We start from the raw sequence: 15,009 nt of genomic DNA, 5'->3' as shown, positions 1-15,009 counted from the left end.
GTTCGGACGCACTCACGTTCGTCATAGCAAGGGCAAATGTAGGCACTGACAACAAAGTAGTCAATGCCAACATCGGCGGATGTGTCCGATATCCTGCTCTCACCATGTCCATCGCCAGCTCGCGCTCCTACCACCACGGCGACCTCCGCGCCGAACTGCTGCGCCGCGCCGAGGCCCTCCTGCGCCGGGCCGGGGTGGACGGACTCTCGCTACGCCAGCTCGCGCGTGACACCGGGGTCAGCCACGCCGCGCCGAGCCGGCACTTCCGCGACAAGCAGGCGCTGCTGGACGCGCTCGCCGCGGAAGGCTTCGAGCGACTCGGAACCACACTCGAAAAGGCCGCCGCCACCGGCACTTTCCTGGAGCGAATTCGCGCGGTGGCCCGGACCTACCTCAGCTTCGCCATCGAGAACCCGGCCCTGCTGGCGGTCATGTTCGCCCGCAAACAGCGCCAGACCCCGGAGATCGAGGCCGCCGTCGCGCAGGCCCTGGCCACCCCGCTGGCGATGATCGCCGACGGTCAGGCGCGCGGGGAGGTGGTCGACGGCGATCCCCGGCGCATGTGCCTGACCGCGATGGCGGCGCTGCAGGGCCTGGCCACTTTCGTGGGTTCGGGCTTCGTCGCGGCGGCCGACGCCGATGGATTATTTGAAGAGACAGTGACCCACATGTTGGACGGTTTGCGGCCCCGTCGCTGATTGTCCGCGGGTCCCCGTTACCTTTGGAACGGTTCGGACGATGACCAAGGGGCGGCCGCCGGCCGCTCCGGCCGGCATCGAGGCCACGCAACAGCGACAGTCGAGGACGGACAGTGACAATCGAGGGACGGCAGTACGGCGGGCGCGCCGTCACCGAGCGCAAAGCCGAACGCCGACAGCGCTTCCTCGACGCCGCCATCGAAATCTTCGGCGAGCGCGGGTACGCCAACTGTTCGCTCGCCGACGTGTGCGCGGCGGCCGGACTGTCCAAGCGGCAGTTCTACGAGGAGTTCGCCACGCGCGAGGACGTCCTCGTCGCGGCGTACGACCACATTCAGCAGTCCGCGGCGACCGCGCTGGCCACGGCGGTGGCCGAACTCGGGCCCGATCCGGACCCGACCGTGCGCATCACCAAGGCCATGGAGGCGTACCTGGGTTCGGTCGGCGTGGACCCGTACCGCGCCAAGGTGGCGTTCGTCGAGGTCGTCGGCGTCAGCGAGCGCATGGAAGAGCATCGCCGCGCGCGCAGGCACGAGTGGATCGCGACCATCGAACTCATTCTGGGCCCGCTGGCCGGGGCGGACTCGCGCCTGCGCAGCACTCCCGAACTGACCGGTAGCGCGCTGATCGGCGCGGTCAACGGACTCGCACACGAATGGCTGCTCTCGGATCCGCGACCGCCGGTGAGCGAACTGGTGGGCGTGCTGGTCGCGGTGTCGCTCTCGCTGATCGTCTGAGGGCGATCCCTACATGAGCTGCCGGACGAAATAGGTGTACTCGAGCGCGCTGGTGCGAGCCCGTTCGTCGATGTTGGCGCCGGCGCCGTGCCCGCCCTGGGTCGCCTCGTAGAAGAAGTACGGGGCGCCGAGTTCGGACAGCCGCGCCGCGAACTTGCGCGCGTGCTGCGGGCCGACGCGGTCGTCCTTGGTCGTGGTCCAGACGAACGGCGTGGGGTAGGCCACCCCCGAGCGCAGCTGCGCGTACGGTGAAATCGATTGCAGGAAGGCACGTTCGGTGGGATCGGCCACCGTCCCGTACTCGCCGACCCAGGACGCGCCCGCCGCGATCTGCTCGTACCGCACCATGTCCAGCAGCGGGATCTGGATGTCGACCGCGTTCCACAGTTCTGGATGCTGGGTGAACTGCACGCCCATCAGCAGGCCGCCGTTGGAGCCGCCCTGGATGCCGAGGTGCCGCGGGGTGGTGACGTCGCGGGCGATGAGATCGTCGGCGACGGCGCGGAAATCGTCGAAAGCGCGCTGCCGCTGGGTTTTCAGCGCGGCCTCGTGCCAGGCGGGACCGTACTCGCCGCCGCCGCGAATATTGGCGATGACGTAGACCCCGCCGCGTTCGAGCCACAGCCGGCCCAGCAGACCGTTGTACCCGGGCGTCGAAGTGGAACCGAAGCCGCCGTACCCGTACATGATCGTCGGGTTCTTGCCGTCGTACTTCATGCCCGCGGCGCGCACGATGAAGTACGGCACCCGGGTTCCGTCGGGCGAGGTTGCCTTGAGCTGTTCGACCACGAATCGGGAGGCGTCGAAGCGCGCCGGGGCGGCCTTGATCGGGTCCGCGCGACCGGCCGCGGTGTCGAGCCGCCACAGCGTGACCGGGGTGACCGGCGAGCTGACCGTCAGATACGCGGTGTCGCCGCGGGAATCGGCGTCCACCGCGTCGACGGTGGCGTTCTCCGGCAGCGCGACGGGGACGGCCGACCAGCCGCCGTCCGGCAGCGGGGTGTACACGGTCGCGCGCCCGCGCACGTCGTCCAGGGAGGTCGTGATCAGGTGCGATCGGGTGGTCATGACCTGCTGCAGGGTCTGGGTCGGCCCCGGCGCGTAGACCAGGGTGGCGCGCGGCTGATCCGGCGCGGACAGCACCTCGTCCGCGCGGAGCGAGATCAGCGACCCGGACGTGAAGGCCCCGCCGTCCGCGGCGGACCAGTCCTGGCGCAGCGAGACGAGGATCCGATCGCCGACCATGCCCTCCACATCGGCCTTGGGCGGCAGGGCGATCCGGACCGCCTGCCCGTCCCGGAGCACACTGACCTGCGCTTCGAAGAAGGACGGGCGGCGCACGACCATGGACACCCGCTCGCCGGGGCCGCCGTCGAGCAGGAACGGCGCGGTCCCGAGTCCGTCGGCGGGATCGCCGCGCAGCACTTCCGTCGCGTCGGCGAGCGGTTCGCCGCGCTGCCAGCGCTTGACCACGTACGGGTAGCCGGAGACGGTCTTGTCTCCCGGTGTCCACTCCCGCGAGACCAGCAGCGTGTTCTCGTCCACCCAGGACGTGTACTGCTTGCCGCGGTCCAGCACGAAGCCGTCGGCCACGAATTGTCCGGTGGACCTGTCGAATTCGCGGACGGTGACCGCGTCCTCGCCGCCCTCGGACAGCTCGACCAGGCAGCGGGTGCCCGCCCCGGGCGCGCAGTTCATCCCCTCCCACACCCAGTTGCGGCCCTCGGCGGCGGCGAGGGCGTCCAGGTCCAGGACGGTCTTCCACTCCGGTTGCGGCGCTTCGTATCCGGCGACGGTGCTCTCGCGCCAGATGCCGCGCTGATGCTCACCGTCCTGCCAGAAGTTGCCGACCGCGCCCCCGTGGAATCGCGGCAGCGGGAGCCGGTCCGGCGCCTTACCGAGTTCGACCGCGGCGGTGAGGTTTCCGGCGTAGCTCGGGTCCTTCTCCAGCACGTCCAGGGTCTTGGCGTTCTCCGCCGCCACCCACGACTGCACCCGGGGACCGTCGAGTTCCTCCAGCCACCGGTGGGGGTCGGAGTCCGGGTCCGAGCCGCCGCAGGCCGCAACGAGCGCGACCGTCAGGGCCGCCAGGGCCGTACGCCGTCCGATGCCGCCGTGTTTCATCGCTTCCCCCCGGTGAGTCGATGCGCGCCACCTCGTTCGAGCTGCCGATAGGCAAGGGTACAGCGGGTGGCCGGTGGCGGCCGGTCACGGCGGGCCGGGACCCGGGCGCGGCGCTGTCGGTGCCCGGCGGCATCATTCGGGTATGGCGGGGACCGCGCGACAGGGCGAGATGACGAGCGACGAAGACCTCTGGACCGTGCCCGCGCACTGGTGGACGCGGGCCGAACCGCTGCGCGGGCACGGGGAGTCGCGTTCGCGGGCAATAGATCCCGGTGTCACCGAGGCGCTGGACCGGCTACTCGACCGCTTCCGGCCGAGCATCGCGGCGAGCCTGGCGCACCTGCGCGCGAACGGGTTCGAGGAGATCGCCGCGGCCGCCCGGGCCTACCTGGACGCGCCCGCGACGGCGGCGGAGCCCCTCGGCGCGGCGGTCGTTCGAGCGCTGGTCGCCGTCGATCTGTGGTCCTGCTGCGGCACGGCGCCCTTCGCGCACTACGACCACGACCGGGACGAGATCGCGGACCTGTTCGCCGACAGCTGGGTGCACTCGCACGGTGTCGCGTTCGCCGCCGAAGCCGCGGTGTGGCGGCGGCGGTTCCGCGCCGATCGCAATCGGCAGCCGGACGGCGAGTGGTGCATCGAGGTGACGGTGCTGCCCGCGTCCGATTTCGGCTACACCAATCACGGCGACATGGCACGCCGGGTACGCGGGGATCTCGCGGCGGCCACCGAGGCCGACTACGAGACGGCGGTTCGGCGACTCGCGGCGCTGCGCGCGGATCCGGGCGCGGTGTGGACGCGACTGGCCACGTCGTATCTGGCTCCGACACAGCGGGATTGGGTCGACGAGGATCTTGCGGGGTTGTCCGAGACGGCGCCGGGCCACTACCCGGTGTCCCGGCTGGCGAGCGCCCTGACCACCCCGGAGCAGTTCGCTCGGTATCGCGAGATCACCTGGCCGTTGACCTACGGCGACTACTCGGTGTTCTACAACCTGCTGACCCAGGTGGGCCCGGACGCCGTTCCGATCGTCGTGACCGAATTCGAGCGTCGCACCCCTCGCGTCGCGCCGGAGGTGAAGGCGCTGGCGGGTCTGCTCGCCGAAATACCCTTCGACACCGCGTATCAGGCGCTGCTGGATCGCATGGACCACAAAGCGGTTCTGGCCGCGCTGAACAGCGCGACGGCACGCTATCCGCGCCGGGCGATGCGCCTGCTGTCCCGGCACGCGGTCGAGTCCCCGTCCCCGGCGGCGGTCCGCGCGCTGCGCCTGCACGCGGTCGATCATCCCGAGCTGGTCGCGGATCACGCTGACGAGCGGGCGATCCCGCTGCTGGAGATCGCGCAGCGGCGACCGGAGGCCGACCCCGCGGACCTGCCCGCCGTCCTCACCGCGCCCGCGCCGAAACGGGCGCCCAAGCTACCGAAATGGCTCGCTCCCCAACTGCTTCCGCAGGTGCGCCTGCGCGGGGCCGACACCGCGCTGCCCGCGGCCGCGGCCACCCGCTGGGTCACCTGGCTGCTGGCCTGGGGTCCCGACGGTGATCGGCCGGAGGCGCTCGAGGTGATCGCGGCCGTGGATCCGGTCTCGGCCGCCGAGTTCGCCTGGGCGATCTTCGACGCCTGGCACCTGGCCGCGTATCCGAGCAAGAGCGGGTGGGTGCTGCGCGCCCTGGCCCTGGTCGGCACGGACGACACCATTCGGAGGCTGGTCCCGTTCATCGCTACCTGGCCGAGCAAGTCCGGCAGCGCCCGCGCCGTGGAGGCGGTCGAGGTCATCGCCGCGATCGGCGGCGACGTCGCGCTGACCCAGTTGCACGGCATCGCCGAGCGCAGCCGCCACGAGAGTGTGCGGACCAGGGCGTCGGAGAAGGTCGAGGCGCTCTCGGCCACGCTGGGCCTGAGCGAGCAGGAGCTGGCCGACCGGGTGGTCCCCCAGCTCGGCCTGGCCGCGGGCACCCGCACGCTGGACTACGGTTCCCGCCGGTTCACCGTGTCGCTGGATCAGGAACTGCGGCCGCGGATCATGCTCGACGGCCAACCGCTGCGGACCCTGCCCCGGCCCGCCGCCACCGACGATCCCGAGCTGGCCCCCGCCGCCTACCGATCCTTCCGGGAGTTCAGTGAGGAGCTGAAAACCGCGACCGCCGAACAGATTCGGCGCTTCGAATCCGCGATGCTCGACGGACGGCGCTGGCGGGCAACCGCTTTCCGCTCCCTCATCCTCGATCATCCGGTGCTCGGTCACCTCGCGCGCCGCCTGGTGTGGGCGAGCTTCGACGACGCGGGCGCGGTGACCGGCGCGTTCCGGATCGACCAGGACCGCAGTCTCGCCGACGTGGACGACGAGCCGTACGCGCTCGCCGAGGATGCCCTGGTCGGCATCGCGCACCCGCTGCACCTGGGCGACTCACTGCCCCGCTGGCGCGAACAGTTCCGGGACTACGAACTGCTCCAGCCCTTCGAGCAGCTCGAACGCGGCGTGTACGGCTTCACCCCCGAGGAGGCCGCCGGGGAGACCCTCGACCGGTTCGCGGACCGGCGGATCTCCACCGGCCGCGTCTACGGGCTGCGCAAGTACGGCTGGGTGGTCTCGCACGACGGGATCTACCGCAAGTTCGGCACGTTCCGCGTGGTGCGGGTCGCCCTGTCCCCGGGAATCCAGGGCGGATACAGCTACGAGGCCGAGGAACAGCGGGTGACCTCGGTGCGGTTGACCGGCGGCACGTTCGGCGCCTTCGACCCGGTCACCGCCTCCGAGTTGCTGCGTCAGCTGGAGCGGCTGGCCGCGTGAGCGCCGGCGCGGCGGCCGAAGAACGACCCCGCGCCGAGCTGGGTCCCGCTGGAATAGCCCTTGCCGTCCTGGGCCAGGGTCGCGGCGGCCGCGCCCGCGGCGTACAGGCCGGGGATCGGGGAACCGTTCTCGCGCAGTACTTCTCCGTCGGCGGAGGTGTACAGCCCGCCCAGGGTGAAGCCCGCGTAGAGCGCCTTGCCCAGGGTCAGGTCGAACGCCGCCCACGGGCCGGTGTCCTGTGCGGCCAGGAACTCCGGGGACTTGCCGAAGTCCGGGTCCTCGCCGCGCGCGGCGTGCTCGTTGTAGCGGTCGAGCGTGGTTCGCAGTGCCTCGTAGGGGATTCCGAGCGCGGTCGCCATTTCCTCGACCGTCTCCCAGCCGTCGATGAACGGGGCGAGCGGGAACATGGGCCGTTCCATGTGCTCGGAGTCGACGATCAGATACGCGGCGGCATCCGGCTGTTCGAGCACGAACGCCGAAGTCCGGGCGTGGTAGGAGTCCTCGGCGACGAAGCGCTGCCCGTCGCGATTGACCACCAGGCCGGTGAGCAGCATCGCGGGCGGGTAGACCGGCGCGGTCACGAAGGCCTGCTTCATGTTTCGCGCCGCACCGCCCGCCGCCAGGCCCAGGCGCAGGCCGATGCCGTCGTCATAGGTGGTGCCGAGCACGAAGGGCTTCTCGGCCAGCCACGGCACGTTCTCCGCGACCATGTCGGCGTTCATGACGAAGCCGCCGGTGGCCAGCACCACCGACTTCGCCCGCACCGCACCGGTTTCCCCGGGGCGGCGCCACGCCACGCCGACGATGGTGCCGTCCGGTTCGGCGATCAGATCGGTCACGCCGGTCTCGTACCAGACCTCCACCGCGAGCGCGGCCGCCCGCTTGACGAGCAGGTCGATCACCAGCGCCGCGCCCTGGGTGTCGCCGGGGACCGGCACCTTGTGCCCGCGCGGGGCGGGCACGGCCTGCTCGCGGTACGGGAAGACCTTCTCGTTGCCGGTGTACATCAGCCCCTCGGTGCCGGGCTGGATGACCGCCTTCTCCGGGTAGTAGCTGCGCTCGAATTCGAAGCCCAGGCTCTCGAGCCAGGTGAAGTGCTCGACGCTGCCGTCGCAGTAGGCGCGGATCTTCTCCGGTTCGGGTTCGCGCGCAACCGAAGTGAGGTACTTGTACATCTCCTCGGCCGAGTCCGCGTGCCCGGTGGCCTGCTGGACGGGGGTGCCGCCGCCCAGGTAGAAGTGACCACCGGCGAGGGCGGTGGTGCCGCCGGCGACGGCCGCGCGCTCGAGCAGCAGCACCCGCGCGCCGCGGCTCGCGGCTTCCACCGCGGCGCAGCCCCCGGCGATGCCGAATCCGGCGACGAGCACGTCGACCTCGGCAGTCCACTCGGTAATCGTCTCCGCCGCAACAATATTGACCGGCCGTGCGCTCACTGTGCTTCCCTCTTGATCTGTTCGAAGAACTTCCGCATATTCTCGCCGACCTCGGCCACCTCGATGAAGGGCACTCCGGCCGCCGCACCGTCCAGGTAGGCGAAGCGCATCTGCCCCGCCATGTCACCGCGCTGGACGATGTCCAGGCCCTGGGCCGCGGCGTCTTTCAGTGTCTGGTCGAAGTCCTCGGGCTCCACGCAGATGTGGTGCAGTCCGGGCCCGGAGGCGCTCAGGAACTCGGTGTAGATGGAGGCACCGCGCACCGGCTGGATCAATTCGAGCTGGGTGTCGCCGTTGTAGGCCAGCGCGATGTGCGCGGTGAAGTCCGCCGGCTCGCCGCGGTAGCTGCAGTTCTCGGGCCCGAAGCGCACCTCGGGCATCCGCACCCACTTGCGCGCGCCCAGGACCGCGCCCAGGAAGCTCTCACTCCGCTCGATATCGGGAACCACCCATGCGATCTGGGTGATCGGCCCGCGCGCCACCGTCATCCGTGCTCCATTCACCGATCCTCAGGGCAGTTAATCACAACCGCTTAAATACGCAGTCTGCAAACTCACAACTCGCCCGGCCCCGGACACGACGCGGGCCCGGTCCCCAAGGGGAACCGGGCCGCCGCGCGGCGCGCGCTAGTTCGCGGTCTTCTTGATCCGCTTGATCACCAGGAACGACACGACGCCCATGATGCTCATGACACCGACCATCAGCACGCTGGACAGCCATGCCATGGTGCTCACCGGCAGCCGGTAGGCCAGCACGATCCGCAGCGCCGACTCGCTCACCAGGGCGATGCCCCAGGCCAGGGCCAGGGTCGAATGCAGCCGTCGCACCGCCGGATCGGTGCGGTACGCCTCCTCCATGACGGGCAGGTGCGGCGAGGCGGCGAACGCCTTGCGCGCGGCGGCGTAGGTCAGCGGCTTGCCGATCAGCGCGCTGATCAGGAAGGCTGCGCCGACCACCACGGTGCCGAAGGATTCCCGCACGATCACCATGCGCGCGTCCCCGCTCACCAGTGCGCCGGCCAGTCCGACCAGGAAGCCGCCGAGCACGATTCCCGCGAACAGATCGATCTTGCGCGCCCGAACCGCCTCGAACCCCACGATGGCCGCGGAGCACAGGGCCCCGCCCAGCAGGGCGATCAGATCCGAGTACCCCAGCGCGTGCAGCGCGTAGTAGGCGGCGACCGGAATCGCGATGTCGCGGGCGATGGGCGCGAGCATGCTCACGAGCGACGGGCGGTCGGTCTTGCCCTGCGGGGCGGTCACGGCGGGCGCGGTGGTGGTCATGGCTGGCACTCCTCGTATTCGACTGTGCGCTACGAGAAATGACGCTACGGACGGCGAAACCCCGGCGGACCTGCCAACCATCACGGTCCGCCCATGACAGTCGTCATGGGCGGCGCGGCTAGGACGCCGCCGATTCGAGGCTGCGGCCCTTGGTTTCCGGCGCGCCCCACAGGCAGATGAGGAAGCCGATGACCGTGATACCGGCCGCGTACAGGAACGTCGGCCCCATCCCCAGATTGTCCAGCGACCACGGCAGCAGGAAGGTACCCAGCGCCGCGCCGATCCGGCTGACCGAGGTGGTCACCCCGACCGCGGTGGCTCGAATGTGCGTCGGGAACAGCTCGTTCGGATAGGTCCAGTCCAGCACGTTCGGGCCGCCGCAGAAGAAGGCGTACAGGCACAGCATGAGGAACGCGAGCAGGGCGGGCATGGCCGGCCAGAGGCCGATGAACAGCACCGGCAGCACCATGAGCCCGAAGCACCACACGATGACCGGGCGGCGGCCGATGGTGTCGATCAGGCGCATGGCGGGCAGACAGCCGATGAGGAAGACCATGCTGATGATCGCGGTGCCCAGGGTGTCCATCCAGGTGCCCTCGGGCATGCCGAAGGAGGTCAGGATCTGCGGGCCGAAGGTCAGCATGGCGAACAGCACGGTGACCTGGCAGACGAAGAAGCCGCAGCAGAAGGCCAGGCGCTTGCGGTATTTCGTGTGCAGCAGGGCGCGAATCGAGCCGTGCTCCTCCAGGGACACATCACCCTCGATCAGATCCGCCGGATCGACCTCGACGTGCAGGTACTTCTCGATCATGCGGGCGGCCTTCTCCGGCTTGCCGTGCTGGGCCAGCCAGCGCGGCGACTCCGGGGCGGTGCTCTGCCGGATGATCAGGAAGAACGCGCACAGCACCGCGCCGCTGGCGAGCTGCCAGCGCCAACTGCCGTCGCCGATGAAGGTCAGGCAGAGGTAGCCGACCACGTAGGCCAGGACCGATCCGGCGTACCAGGCCACGATCTGGAAGCCGAGCAGTTTGCCGCGCTGCTTGAGCGGCAACCACTCTCCCAGCAATGATGTGGCGATCGGATAGTCGGCGGCGACCGCCATACCGAGCACGAACCGCAGAATGACGATGAGCCAGATGGATTCGGCCCAGAAGGACGCGATCGAACAGGCCGCCATGACGACCAGGTCGGCGGTGTACATGACCTCGCGGCCGATCTTGTCGGTCAGCACGCCGAAAAGCGCGCCGCCGACGAACATTCCGACCAGGGCGGCGGCGCCGATCAGCGAGATGTCGGCGGTGCTCAGGTCGAGTTCGGGGGTCATGCCGATGAGCGCGGTGCCGACGATGCTCAGGATGTAGCCGTCCAGCAGCGGTCCGCCCGAACACGCGATGGCGAGTCGTTTGTGGAATCCGGTGAAGGGGGCATCGTCGATGACGGTTGTCATAGCTCTCCTCGCGGACGCCTCGAACACCTCGGTTAGCTAATAACAAGCAAGCGTTGGCGAACGTACCCGCGACGCCGGGTGCCCGACCCGGCCGACACGCCGCCGATGCGGAGTTTCCTGGATCCGCGCAGCCGGGGAGCGGGCATGGCGTTCCAGCGCGCGGCCGGGTAGGGTCCCCAACGTCGTATTCAACGAGTTGCATATGCGAGGTGTTCGGTGACTACCTTCCGACAGGCCGTCGAGGCCCGCGACGCCGAGGCCATCGAGGCCCTGCTCGCCGACGACGTGGTGTTCATCAGCCCCGTCGCCTTCAAGCCCTACCCGGGCAAGGCCATCACCGCCGCCATCCTGCGCGGGGTGCTGCGTGTGTTCGAGGACTTCCACTACGTCCGGGAGATCGCCAACGAGAACGGCCGCGACCACGCGCTGCTGTTCGAGACCAAGGTGGACGGCAAGGCCGTCACCGGATGCGACTTCCTGACCTTCGACGAGCACGGCAAGATCGTCGAATTCATGGTCATGGTGCGCCCGCTCTCGGGTGCGCAGGCGCTGGCCGCAGCCATGGGCGCGCAGTTCGAGCGCATCCAGCAGGAGGCGACCGAGCAGATTCTGCGCGAAACCGCCGGGGCCTAGGCGGAATTCACCGGCCCCGGCCAACGGTCCCGGACGATCAGTCCGCGACCGGCTGCGCGAGGGCCGGTTCGGCGCCGCGCTGCCGGGTCAGCAGCCAGCCGACACCCGCGGCCAGCGGGAACATCAGAACGCCGTACACCGCCGCGGGAACCGCCATCTCGGTGCTGTCCAGCACGCTGATGGCGATCGTGATGGCGATGGTGCTGTTGTGCACCCCGACCTCCATCGAGCAGGCGATGGCCTGGCGGAAGTCGACGCCGAGCCAGCGCGGGATGAAGTAGCCGGCGGTGAGGCTGATGACGCAGAACAGTACGACAATTGCCCCGACCTGCACGAAGTAGTCGCCGAGGTTGGCTCGTTCGGCGGCGATGGTGCCCGCGACCACGATGGTGAGCACCAGCGCCGAGCCGATCCGCACCGGGCGATCCATGCGATCGGCGAACCCGACCGCGTACTTGCGGACCACCATGCCGAACACGACCGGGATGAGCACGATGGCGAAGACCTGGACCGCCTTGCCGAATTGCAGTCCGAGCGTGCCGGATCCGTCGCTCGGGTCGAAGTAGCCGATCGCGAAATTGGTGACCAGCGGGACGGTGACGACGGCGATGATCGAATTGACCGCGGTCAGTGAGACATTGAGCGCGACGTCGCCGCGGAACAGGTGGCTGAACAGGTTCGCCGTCGTCCCGCCCGGGGAGGCCGCGAGCAGCATCATGCCGACCGCGAGGATCGGCGTCAGATCGAAGAGCAGCACCAGCCCGAAGGCCACCGCGGGCAGAATCAGCAACTGGCAGGCCAGCGCCACCGCGACGGTCTTCGGCGTGCGGGCGATCCGGGTGAAGTCCTCGGCCGTGAGCGAGAGCCCGAGTCCGAACATGATCGCGGCCAGGGCCAGTGGCAGTCCCACGGAGACGAACGGTGAGTTCATGGTGTTCCTCAATCATCGAGCCGGGTCCGCCGGACCCATATCTGAGACCGACTCGTCTCAAATTGGATGGAGGGTAGCTCGAGAGTGACCCGCGTCGCAGCATATCCGGACAAATCGCCCTAATCGGAGTTGTGCTCGGTAATCGAGTGCCGCGCGGAGGCTCGGAGGTGGAAGGCTGGGCCCATGGCCGATGAACAAGAAGTCCAAGCGAATTCCGCGGACGCGGTGCAGGAGTCGCCGCAGGAGGCGACCAAGCGGAAGTTCCGGGAAGCCCTCGAGCGCAAGAACGGAACGAACGCGGCGGCGGGCGGGGCCGGCAAGAACACCGGCAAGGTGCACGGCGCCCACGCGCAGGCGGGCGGCAAACGCACCTTCCGCCGGCGCGCGGGCGGGTAGAACCGGGAAGACGCGGCCCCCGGCAGCAGCGCTGCCGGGGGCCGCTGTTATTCGATCGGCAGTCGCCGCCTCGGGCCGGGGCGTCGCGACTCGGGTTTCGCTGCCGCGCGGCTCGGGTTTCGCTGCCGCGCGGCTCGGGTGCAGCTGCCGCTCTGCCCGGGTATCTCTGCCTCGAATGTCGGTGTCGTCAGGACTCAGTCGTCGCGGCGGGCCCGGGCCCGGCGTTTGCCCTCGTGCATGGCCTGCACCCGGGCCACCGGGATGGTGTGCCCCTCCGCGATGAGATCCGCGGGCAGCGTCTGGGGCGCGGGCATGTCCTCGGCCCAGGGATCGCGGTCGCCGAGCTGCTTCACCGCCGTGCGAATCGTGAAGTCGCGCGGGTGCACATCGGGCAGGTCCGCCCAGCGCACCGGGAACGAGACCGTCGCGCCGGGCCGGATTCGGGGGCTGTACGCGGCGACCACCGTGGCCCCGCCCGCCCGGGTGGAGTCGAGAAAGACCTTGCCGCCCCGGTCTTCCCGGATGAAGGCCGTGGTCGCCAGCGCCGGATCGAGGCGCTCGGCGCGGGCCGCGATGGCGCGGGTGGCCGCCGCGGCGTCCTCCAGCCCGACGTCCGCGACCGGGACGAAGATGTGAACGCCCTTGGAGCCGCTGGTTTTCACCGCGCCCGCGAGGCCGTCGGCCGCCAGCGCTTGCCGGATCAGTTCCGCCGCGGCGACAGCCTGCGTGAACGGCTGTTCCGGCGCGGGGTCGATGTCGAGGACGAGATGCGTAGGCCCGCCGGAGTAGTCGTGCAGCTGCTCGGCGAGCAGGAGCGTGACGTGGTACTCCACCGCGCGCTGATTGCCGAACCACAGCAGCGTCCGCACGTCGTCACAGAGCGCGTAGGTGACCTCGCGTTTGGAGCTGCCCGCCCACAGGGTCACCCGCCGCATCCACTCGGGCGTGTACTTCGGCAGGTTCTTCTGCATGAACGGCTCCTGGCCCGGCCGCACCCGCACCACCGACAGCGGCCGGTCGCGCAGCGACGGCACCAGCCGCTCCCCCACCGCCTCCAGGTAGTCGATGAGATCGCCCTTGGTCGCCTCCGCTCCATCGAACAGCGGATCACCCAAACTGCTGAACTTCAGCCCGTCCCGAACCCCGTCGCCCATCGGCCCACCATGCGCCCCTTCGCCATTCGCGTCAACCGTCATCGCGCTATCCCCACGCCCGGCGGGTGCCCGGCATGCCCGAGGCGCCGTCGTCGCCGGGGACGACGCCCAGGACCTGGTGCAGGCCCAGGCCGCCGTCCTCGAAGCCCAGCGCGGAGGCGGCCATGTAGACGCGCCAGACGCGGGCGCGGCCCTCGCCAACGAGGGCGACGGCGGCGGGCCAGTCGTTCTCCAGGTTGGCGACCCAGGCCCGCAGGGTCAGGGCGTAGTGCTCGCGCAGTGATTCCACGTCGCGGACCTCGAATCCGGCTCGCTCCATGGCCGATACGACATCGCCGACGTCGCGAAGTTCGCCGTCGGGAAACACGTATCGGCCGATGAACGAGCGCGGCGGGATCCGGGATCCGCCGCGGGCCGAGATCGCGTGATTGAGCAGGCGGCCGCGGGGGCGCAGGGCGGCGCGCAGGGTGTCGAAGTACTCGGCGGTGTGCTCGGAGCCGACGTGTTCGAACATGCCGATCGAGGAGATGGCGTCGAACTGTTCGCCGCCGAGGTCGCGGTAGTCCACGAGACGGATCTCGACGTTGGCCGACAGGTTCGCGGCGGCGACGCGGCGGCGGGCGAGGTCGGCCTGTTCGCGGCTGATGGTGACCCCGACGACGTGCGCGCCGTAGGTGGCGGCCGCGTGGATGGCCATCGAGCCCCAGCCGCAGCCGACGTCGAGCAGGCGCATTCCGGGGCGGGCGGTCAGGCCGAGTTTGCGGCAGATGAGGTCGTGCTTGGCGCGCTGCGCGTCGGCGAGGCCGACGGCGGGGTCGGCGGGACCGGCGCCGTCGTCGTGGGGTGCGGTGAATCGGGCACACGAGTAGGTCATGCTCGGGCCGAGGACCAGGTCGTAGAAGTCGTTGCCGACGTCGTAGTGGTGGCTGATCGCGGCCGCGTCCCGGTCCCTGGTGTGGCGCGGGCCGCGGCGCGGGCGCGCCTCCTCGGGCGGTGGTTCCGGCCTGCGGCCGAGCGCGCCGAGCCGGGCGGCCGCGCCGACCGCCCGCCAGGCGCCGGACACGCCCAGGCGAGCGCTGCCGGGTACCGCGTTCTGCAGCGCGCGCAGCATGGCGAACAGGTCGCCGTCGAGATCGACATCGCCGGCGACGAAGGCACGGCCCAGGCCCAATTCGCCCGGGGCCCAGACCATGCGGCTCAGCGCGTCCCTGGACCGGATCCGCAGGGTTCCGGGGGCCGGGCCGGCGGCGCGCACGCGGCTGCCGTCCCAGAACTCGAAGTCCACGGGCGGGGTCGGTCCGAAGGCCAGGCGCAGCAGGGGTCCGAATGTCTCCGCGACTGTCGCGTCACCGCCCATGCGTCCACTTTGCCCCTATCGT

Annotated in this window: 13 protein-coding genes; 5 read left to right on the top strand and 8 right to left on the bottom strand. The window is 70.2% G+C overall.

Annotation, left to right across the window (positions count from 1 at the left end; genetic code table 11):
* Positions 1 to 104 precede the first annotated feature (104 nt).
* A complete protein-coding gene (locus ACWDOP_RS07615; RefSeq protein ID WP_454208827.1) occupies positions 105 to 698 on the top strand; it encodes a TetR/AcrR family transcriptional regulator in 594 nt (197 codons plus the stop codon).
* A 113-nt stretch (positions 699 to 811) separates the two neighbouring features.
* A complete protein-coding gene (locus ACWDOP_RS07610; RefSeq protein ID WP_454208826.1) occupies positions 812 to 1,435 on the top strand; it encodes a TetR/AcrR family transcriptional regulator in 624 nt (207 codons plus the stop codon).
* 9 nt (positions 1,436 to 1,444) lie between these two features.
* On the opposite strand, the gene ACWDOP_RS07605 is transcribed toward ACWDOP_RS07610, so the two are convergent.
* Positions 1,445 to 3,559 carry a prolyl oligopeptidase family serine peptidase gene (locus tag ACWDOP_RS07605; protein WP_456344402.1) on the bottom strand — a complete coding sequence of 705 codons (2,115 nt, stop codon included), beginning with the start codon at positions 3,557 to 3,559 and terminating at the stop codon, positions 1,445 to 1,447.
* Between the two features lie 142 nt (positions 3,560 to 3,701).
* Between ACWDOP_RS07605 and ACWDOP_RS07600 the strand changes: the two genes are divergently transcribed.
* Positions 3,702 to 6,353, top strand: coding sequence for a DUF4132 domain-containing protein (locus tag ACWDOP_RS07600; protein ID WP_456344401.1), 2,652 nt, complete (start codon positions 3,702 to 3,704; stop codon positions 6,351 to 6,353).
* On the opposite strand, the gene ACWDOP_RS07595 is transcribed toward ACWDOP_RS07600, so the two are convergent.
* From ACWDOP_RS07595 to ACWDOP_RS07580, 4 genes are all read right to left on the bottom strand, one after another.
* Positions 6,329 to 7,786 carry an FAD-binding protein gene (locus tag ACWDOP_RS07595; protein WP_456344400.1) on the bottom strand — a complete coding sequence of 486 codons (1,458 nt, stop codon included), beginning with the start codon at positions 7,784 to 7,786 and terminating at the stop codon, positions 6,329 to 6,331. The genes ACWDOP_RS07600 and ACWDOP_RS07595 overlap by 25 nt on opposite strands.
* Positions 7,783 to 8,274 (bottom strand): VOC family protein, encoded by a 492-nt coding sequence (locus ACWDOP_RS07590; RefSeq protein WP_456344399.1) that lies wholly within the window; start codon positions 8,272 to 8,274, stop codon positions 7,783 to 7,785. The genes ACWDOP_RS07595 and ACWDOP_RS07590 overlap by 4 nt, the downstream gene beginning before the upstream one ends.
* Before the next feature lie 138 nt (positions 8,275 to 8,412).
* On the bottom strand, positions 8,413 to 9,069 hold the full coding sequence (locus ACWDOP_RS07585; protein ID WP_456344398.1) for a VC0807 family protein: 657 nt from the start codon (positions 9,067 to 9,069) through the stop codon (positions 8,413 to 8,415).
* A 118-nt stretch (positions 9,070 to 9,187) separates the two neighbouring features.
* Positions 9,188 to 10,516: an MFS transporter gene (locus ACWDOP_RS07580; RefSeq protein WP_456344397.1), complete on the bottom strand. Its 1,329-nt coding sequence runs from the start codon at positions 10,514 to 10,516 to the stop codon at positions 9,188 to 9,190.
* A gap of 216 nt (positions 10,517 to 10,732) precedes the next feature.
* On the opposite strand from ACWDOP_RS07580, the gene ACWDOP_RS07575 reads away from it, so the two are divergent.
* Positions 10,733 to 11,149, top strand: a complete 417-nt coding sequence (locus ACWDOP_RS07575; RefSeq protein WP_454208819.1) for a nuclear transport factor 2 family protein — start codon at positions 10,733 to 10,735, stop codon at positions 11,147 to 11,149.
* A gap of 37 nt (positions 11,150 to 11,186) precedes the next feature.
* Here the strand turns inward: ACWDOP_RS07575 and ACWDOP_RS07570 are convergent, their stop codons facing one another.
* Complete coding sequence (locus ACWDOP_RS07570; protein WP_456344396.1) at positions 11,187 to 12,080, bottom strand: bile acid:sodium symporter family protein; 894 nt, start codon at positions 12,078 to 12,080, stop codon at positions 11,187 to 11,189.
* A gap of 183 nt (positions 12,081 to 12,263) precedes the next feature.
* Here ACWDOP_RS07570 and ACWDOP_RS07565 point away from each other — a divergent pair, with 183 nt between their 5' ends.
* A complete protein-coding gene (locus ACWDOP_RS07565; protein ID WP_454208817.1) occupies positions 12,264 to 12,476 on the top strand; it encodes a DUF5302 domain-containing protein in 213 nt (70 codons plus the stop codon).
* Between the two features lie 194 nt (positions 12,477 to 12,670).
* Here the strand turns inward: ACWDOP_RS07565 and ACWDOP_RS07560 are convergent, their stop codons facing one another.
* Together ACWDOP_RS07560 and ACWDOP_RS07555 are read right to left on the bottom strand one after the other, a co-directional pair.
* Positions 12,671 to 13,630: a DNA polymerase domain-containing protein gene (locus ACWDOP_RS07560; protein ID WP_456344395.1), complete on the bottom strand. Its 960-nt coding sequence runs from the start codon at positions 13,628 to 13,630 to the stop codon at positions 12,671 to 12,673.
* A gap of 46 nt (positions 13,631 to 13,676) precedes the next feature.
* Positions 13,677 to 14,987: a class I SAM-dependent methyltransferase gene (locus ACWDOP_RS07555; protein WP_456344394.1), complete on the bottom strand. Its 1,311-nt coding sequence runs from the start codon at positions 14,985 to 14,987 to the stop codon at positions 13,677 to 13,679.
* Positions 14,988 to 15,009: the final 22 nt, after the last annotated feature.

This window comes from Nocardia sp. NPDC003693 (assembly GCF_053981095.1).
Note: the sequence above shows the minus strand (reverse complement) of the source record. Positions and strands in the feature narration are given on the sequence as shown.

What these genes read in the sequence shown, in the direction of transcription:
- ACWDOP_RS07600 (WP_456344401.1), top strand. Translation starts at nt 3,702, where the DNA reads ATGGCGGGGACCGCGCGACAGGGCGAGATGACGAGCGACGAAGACCTC.
- ACWDOP_RS07615 (WP_454208827.1), top strand. Translation starts at nt 105, where the DNA reads ATGTCCATCGCCAGCTCGCGCTCCTACCACCACGGCGACCTCCGCGCC.
- ACWDOP_RS07560 (WP_456344395.1), bottom strand. Translation starts at nt 13,630, where the DNA reads ATGGGCGACGGGGTTCGGGACGGGCTGAAGTTCAGCAGTTTGGGTGAT.
- ACWDOP_RS07605 (WP_456344402.1), bottom strand. Translation starts at nt 3,559, where the DNA reads ATGAAACACGGCGGCATCGGACGGCGTACGGCCCTGGCGGCCCTGACG.
- ACWDOP_RS07565 (WP_454208817.1), top strand. Translation starts at nt 12,264, where the DNA reads ATGGCCGATGAACAAGAAGTCCAAGCGAATTCCGCGGACGCGGTGCAG.
- ACWDOP_RS07580 (WP_456344397.1), bottom strand. Translation starts at nt 10,516, where the DNA reads ATGACAACCGTCATCGACGATGCCCCCTTCACCGGATTCCACAAACGA.
- ACWDOP_RS07590 (WP_456344399.1), bottom strand. Translation starts at nt 8,274, where the DNA reads ATGACGGTGGCGCGCGGGCCGATCACCCAGATCGCATGGGTGGTTCCC.
- ACWDOP_RS07585 (WP_456344398.1), bottom strand. Translation starts at nt 9,069, where the DNA reads ATGACCACCACCGCGCCCGCCGTGACCGCCCCGCAGGGCAAGACCGAC.
- ACWDOP_RS07555 (WP_456344394.1), bottom strand. Translation starts at nt 14,987, where the DNA reads ATGGGCGGTGACGCGACAGTCGCGGAGACATTCGGACCCCTGCTGCGC.
- ACWDOP_RS07570 (WP_456344396.1), bottom strand. Translation starts at nt 12,080, where the DNA reads ATGAACTCACCGTTCGTCTCCGTGGGACTGCCACTGGCCCTGGCCGCG.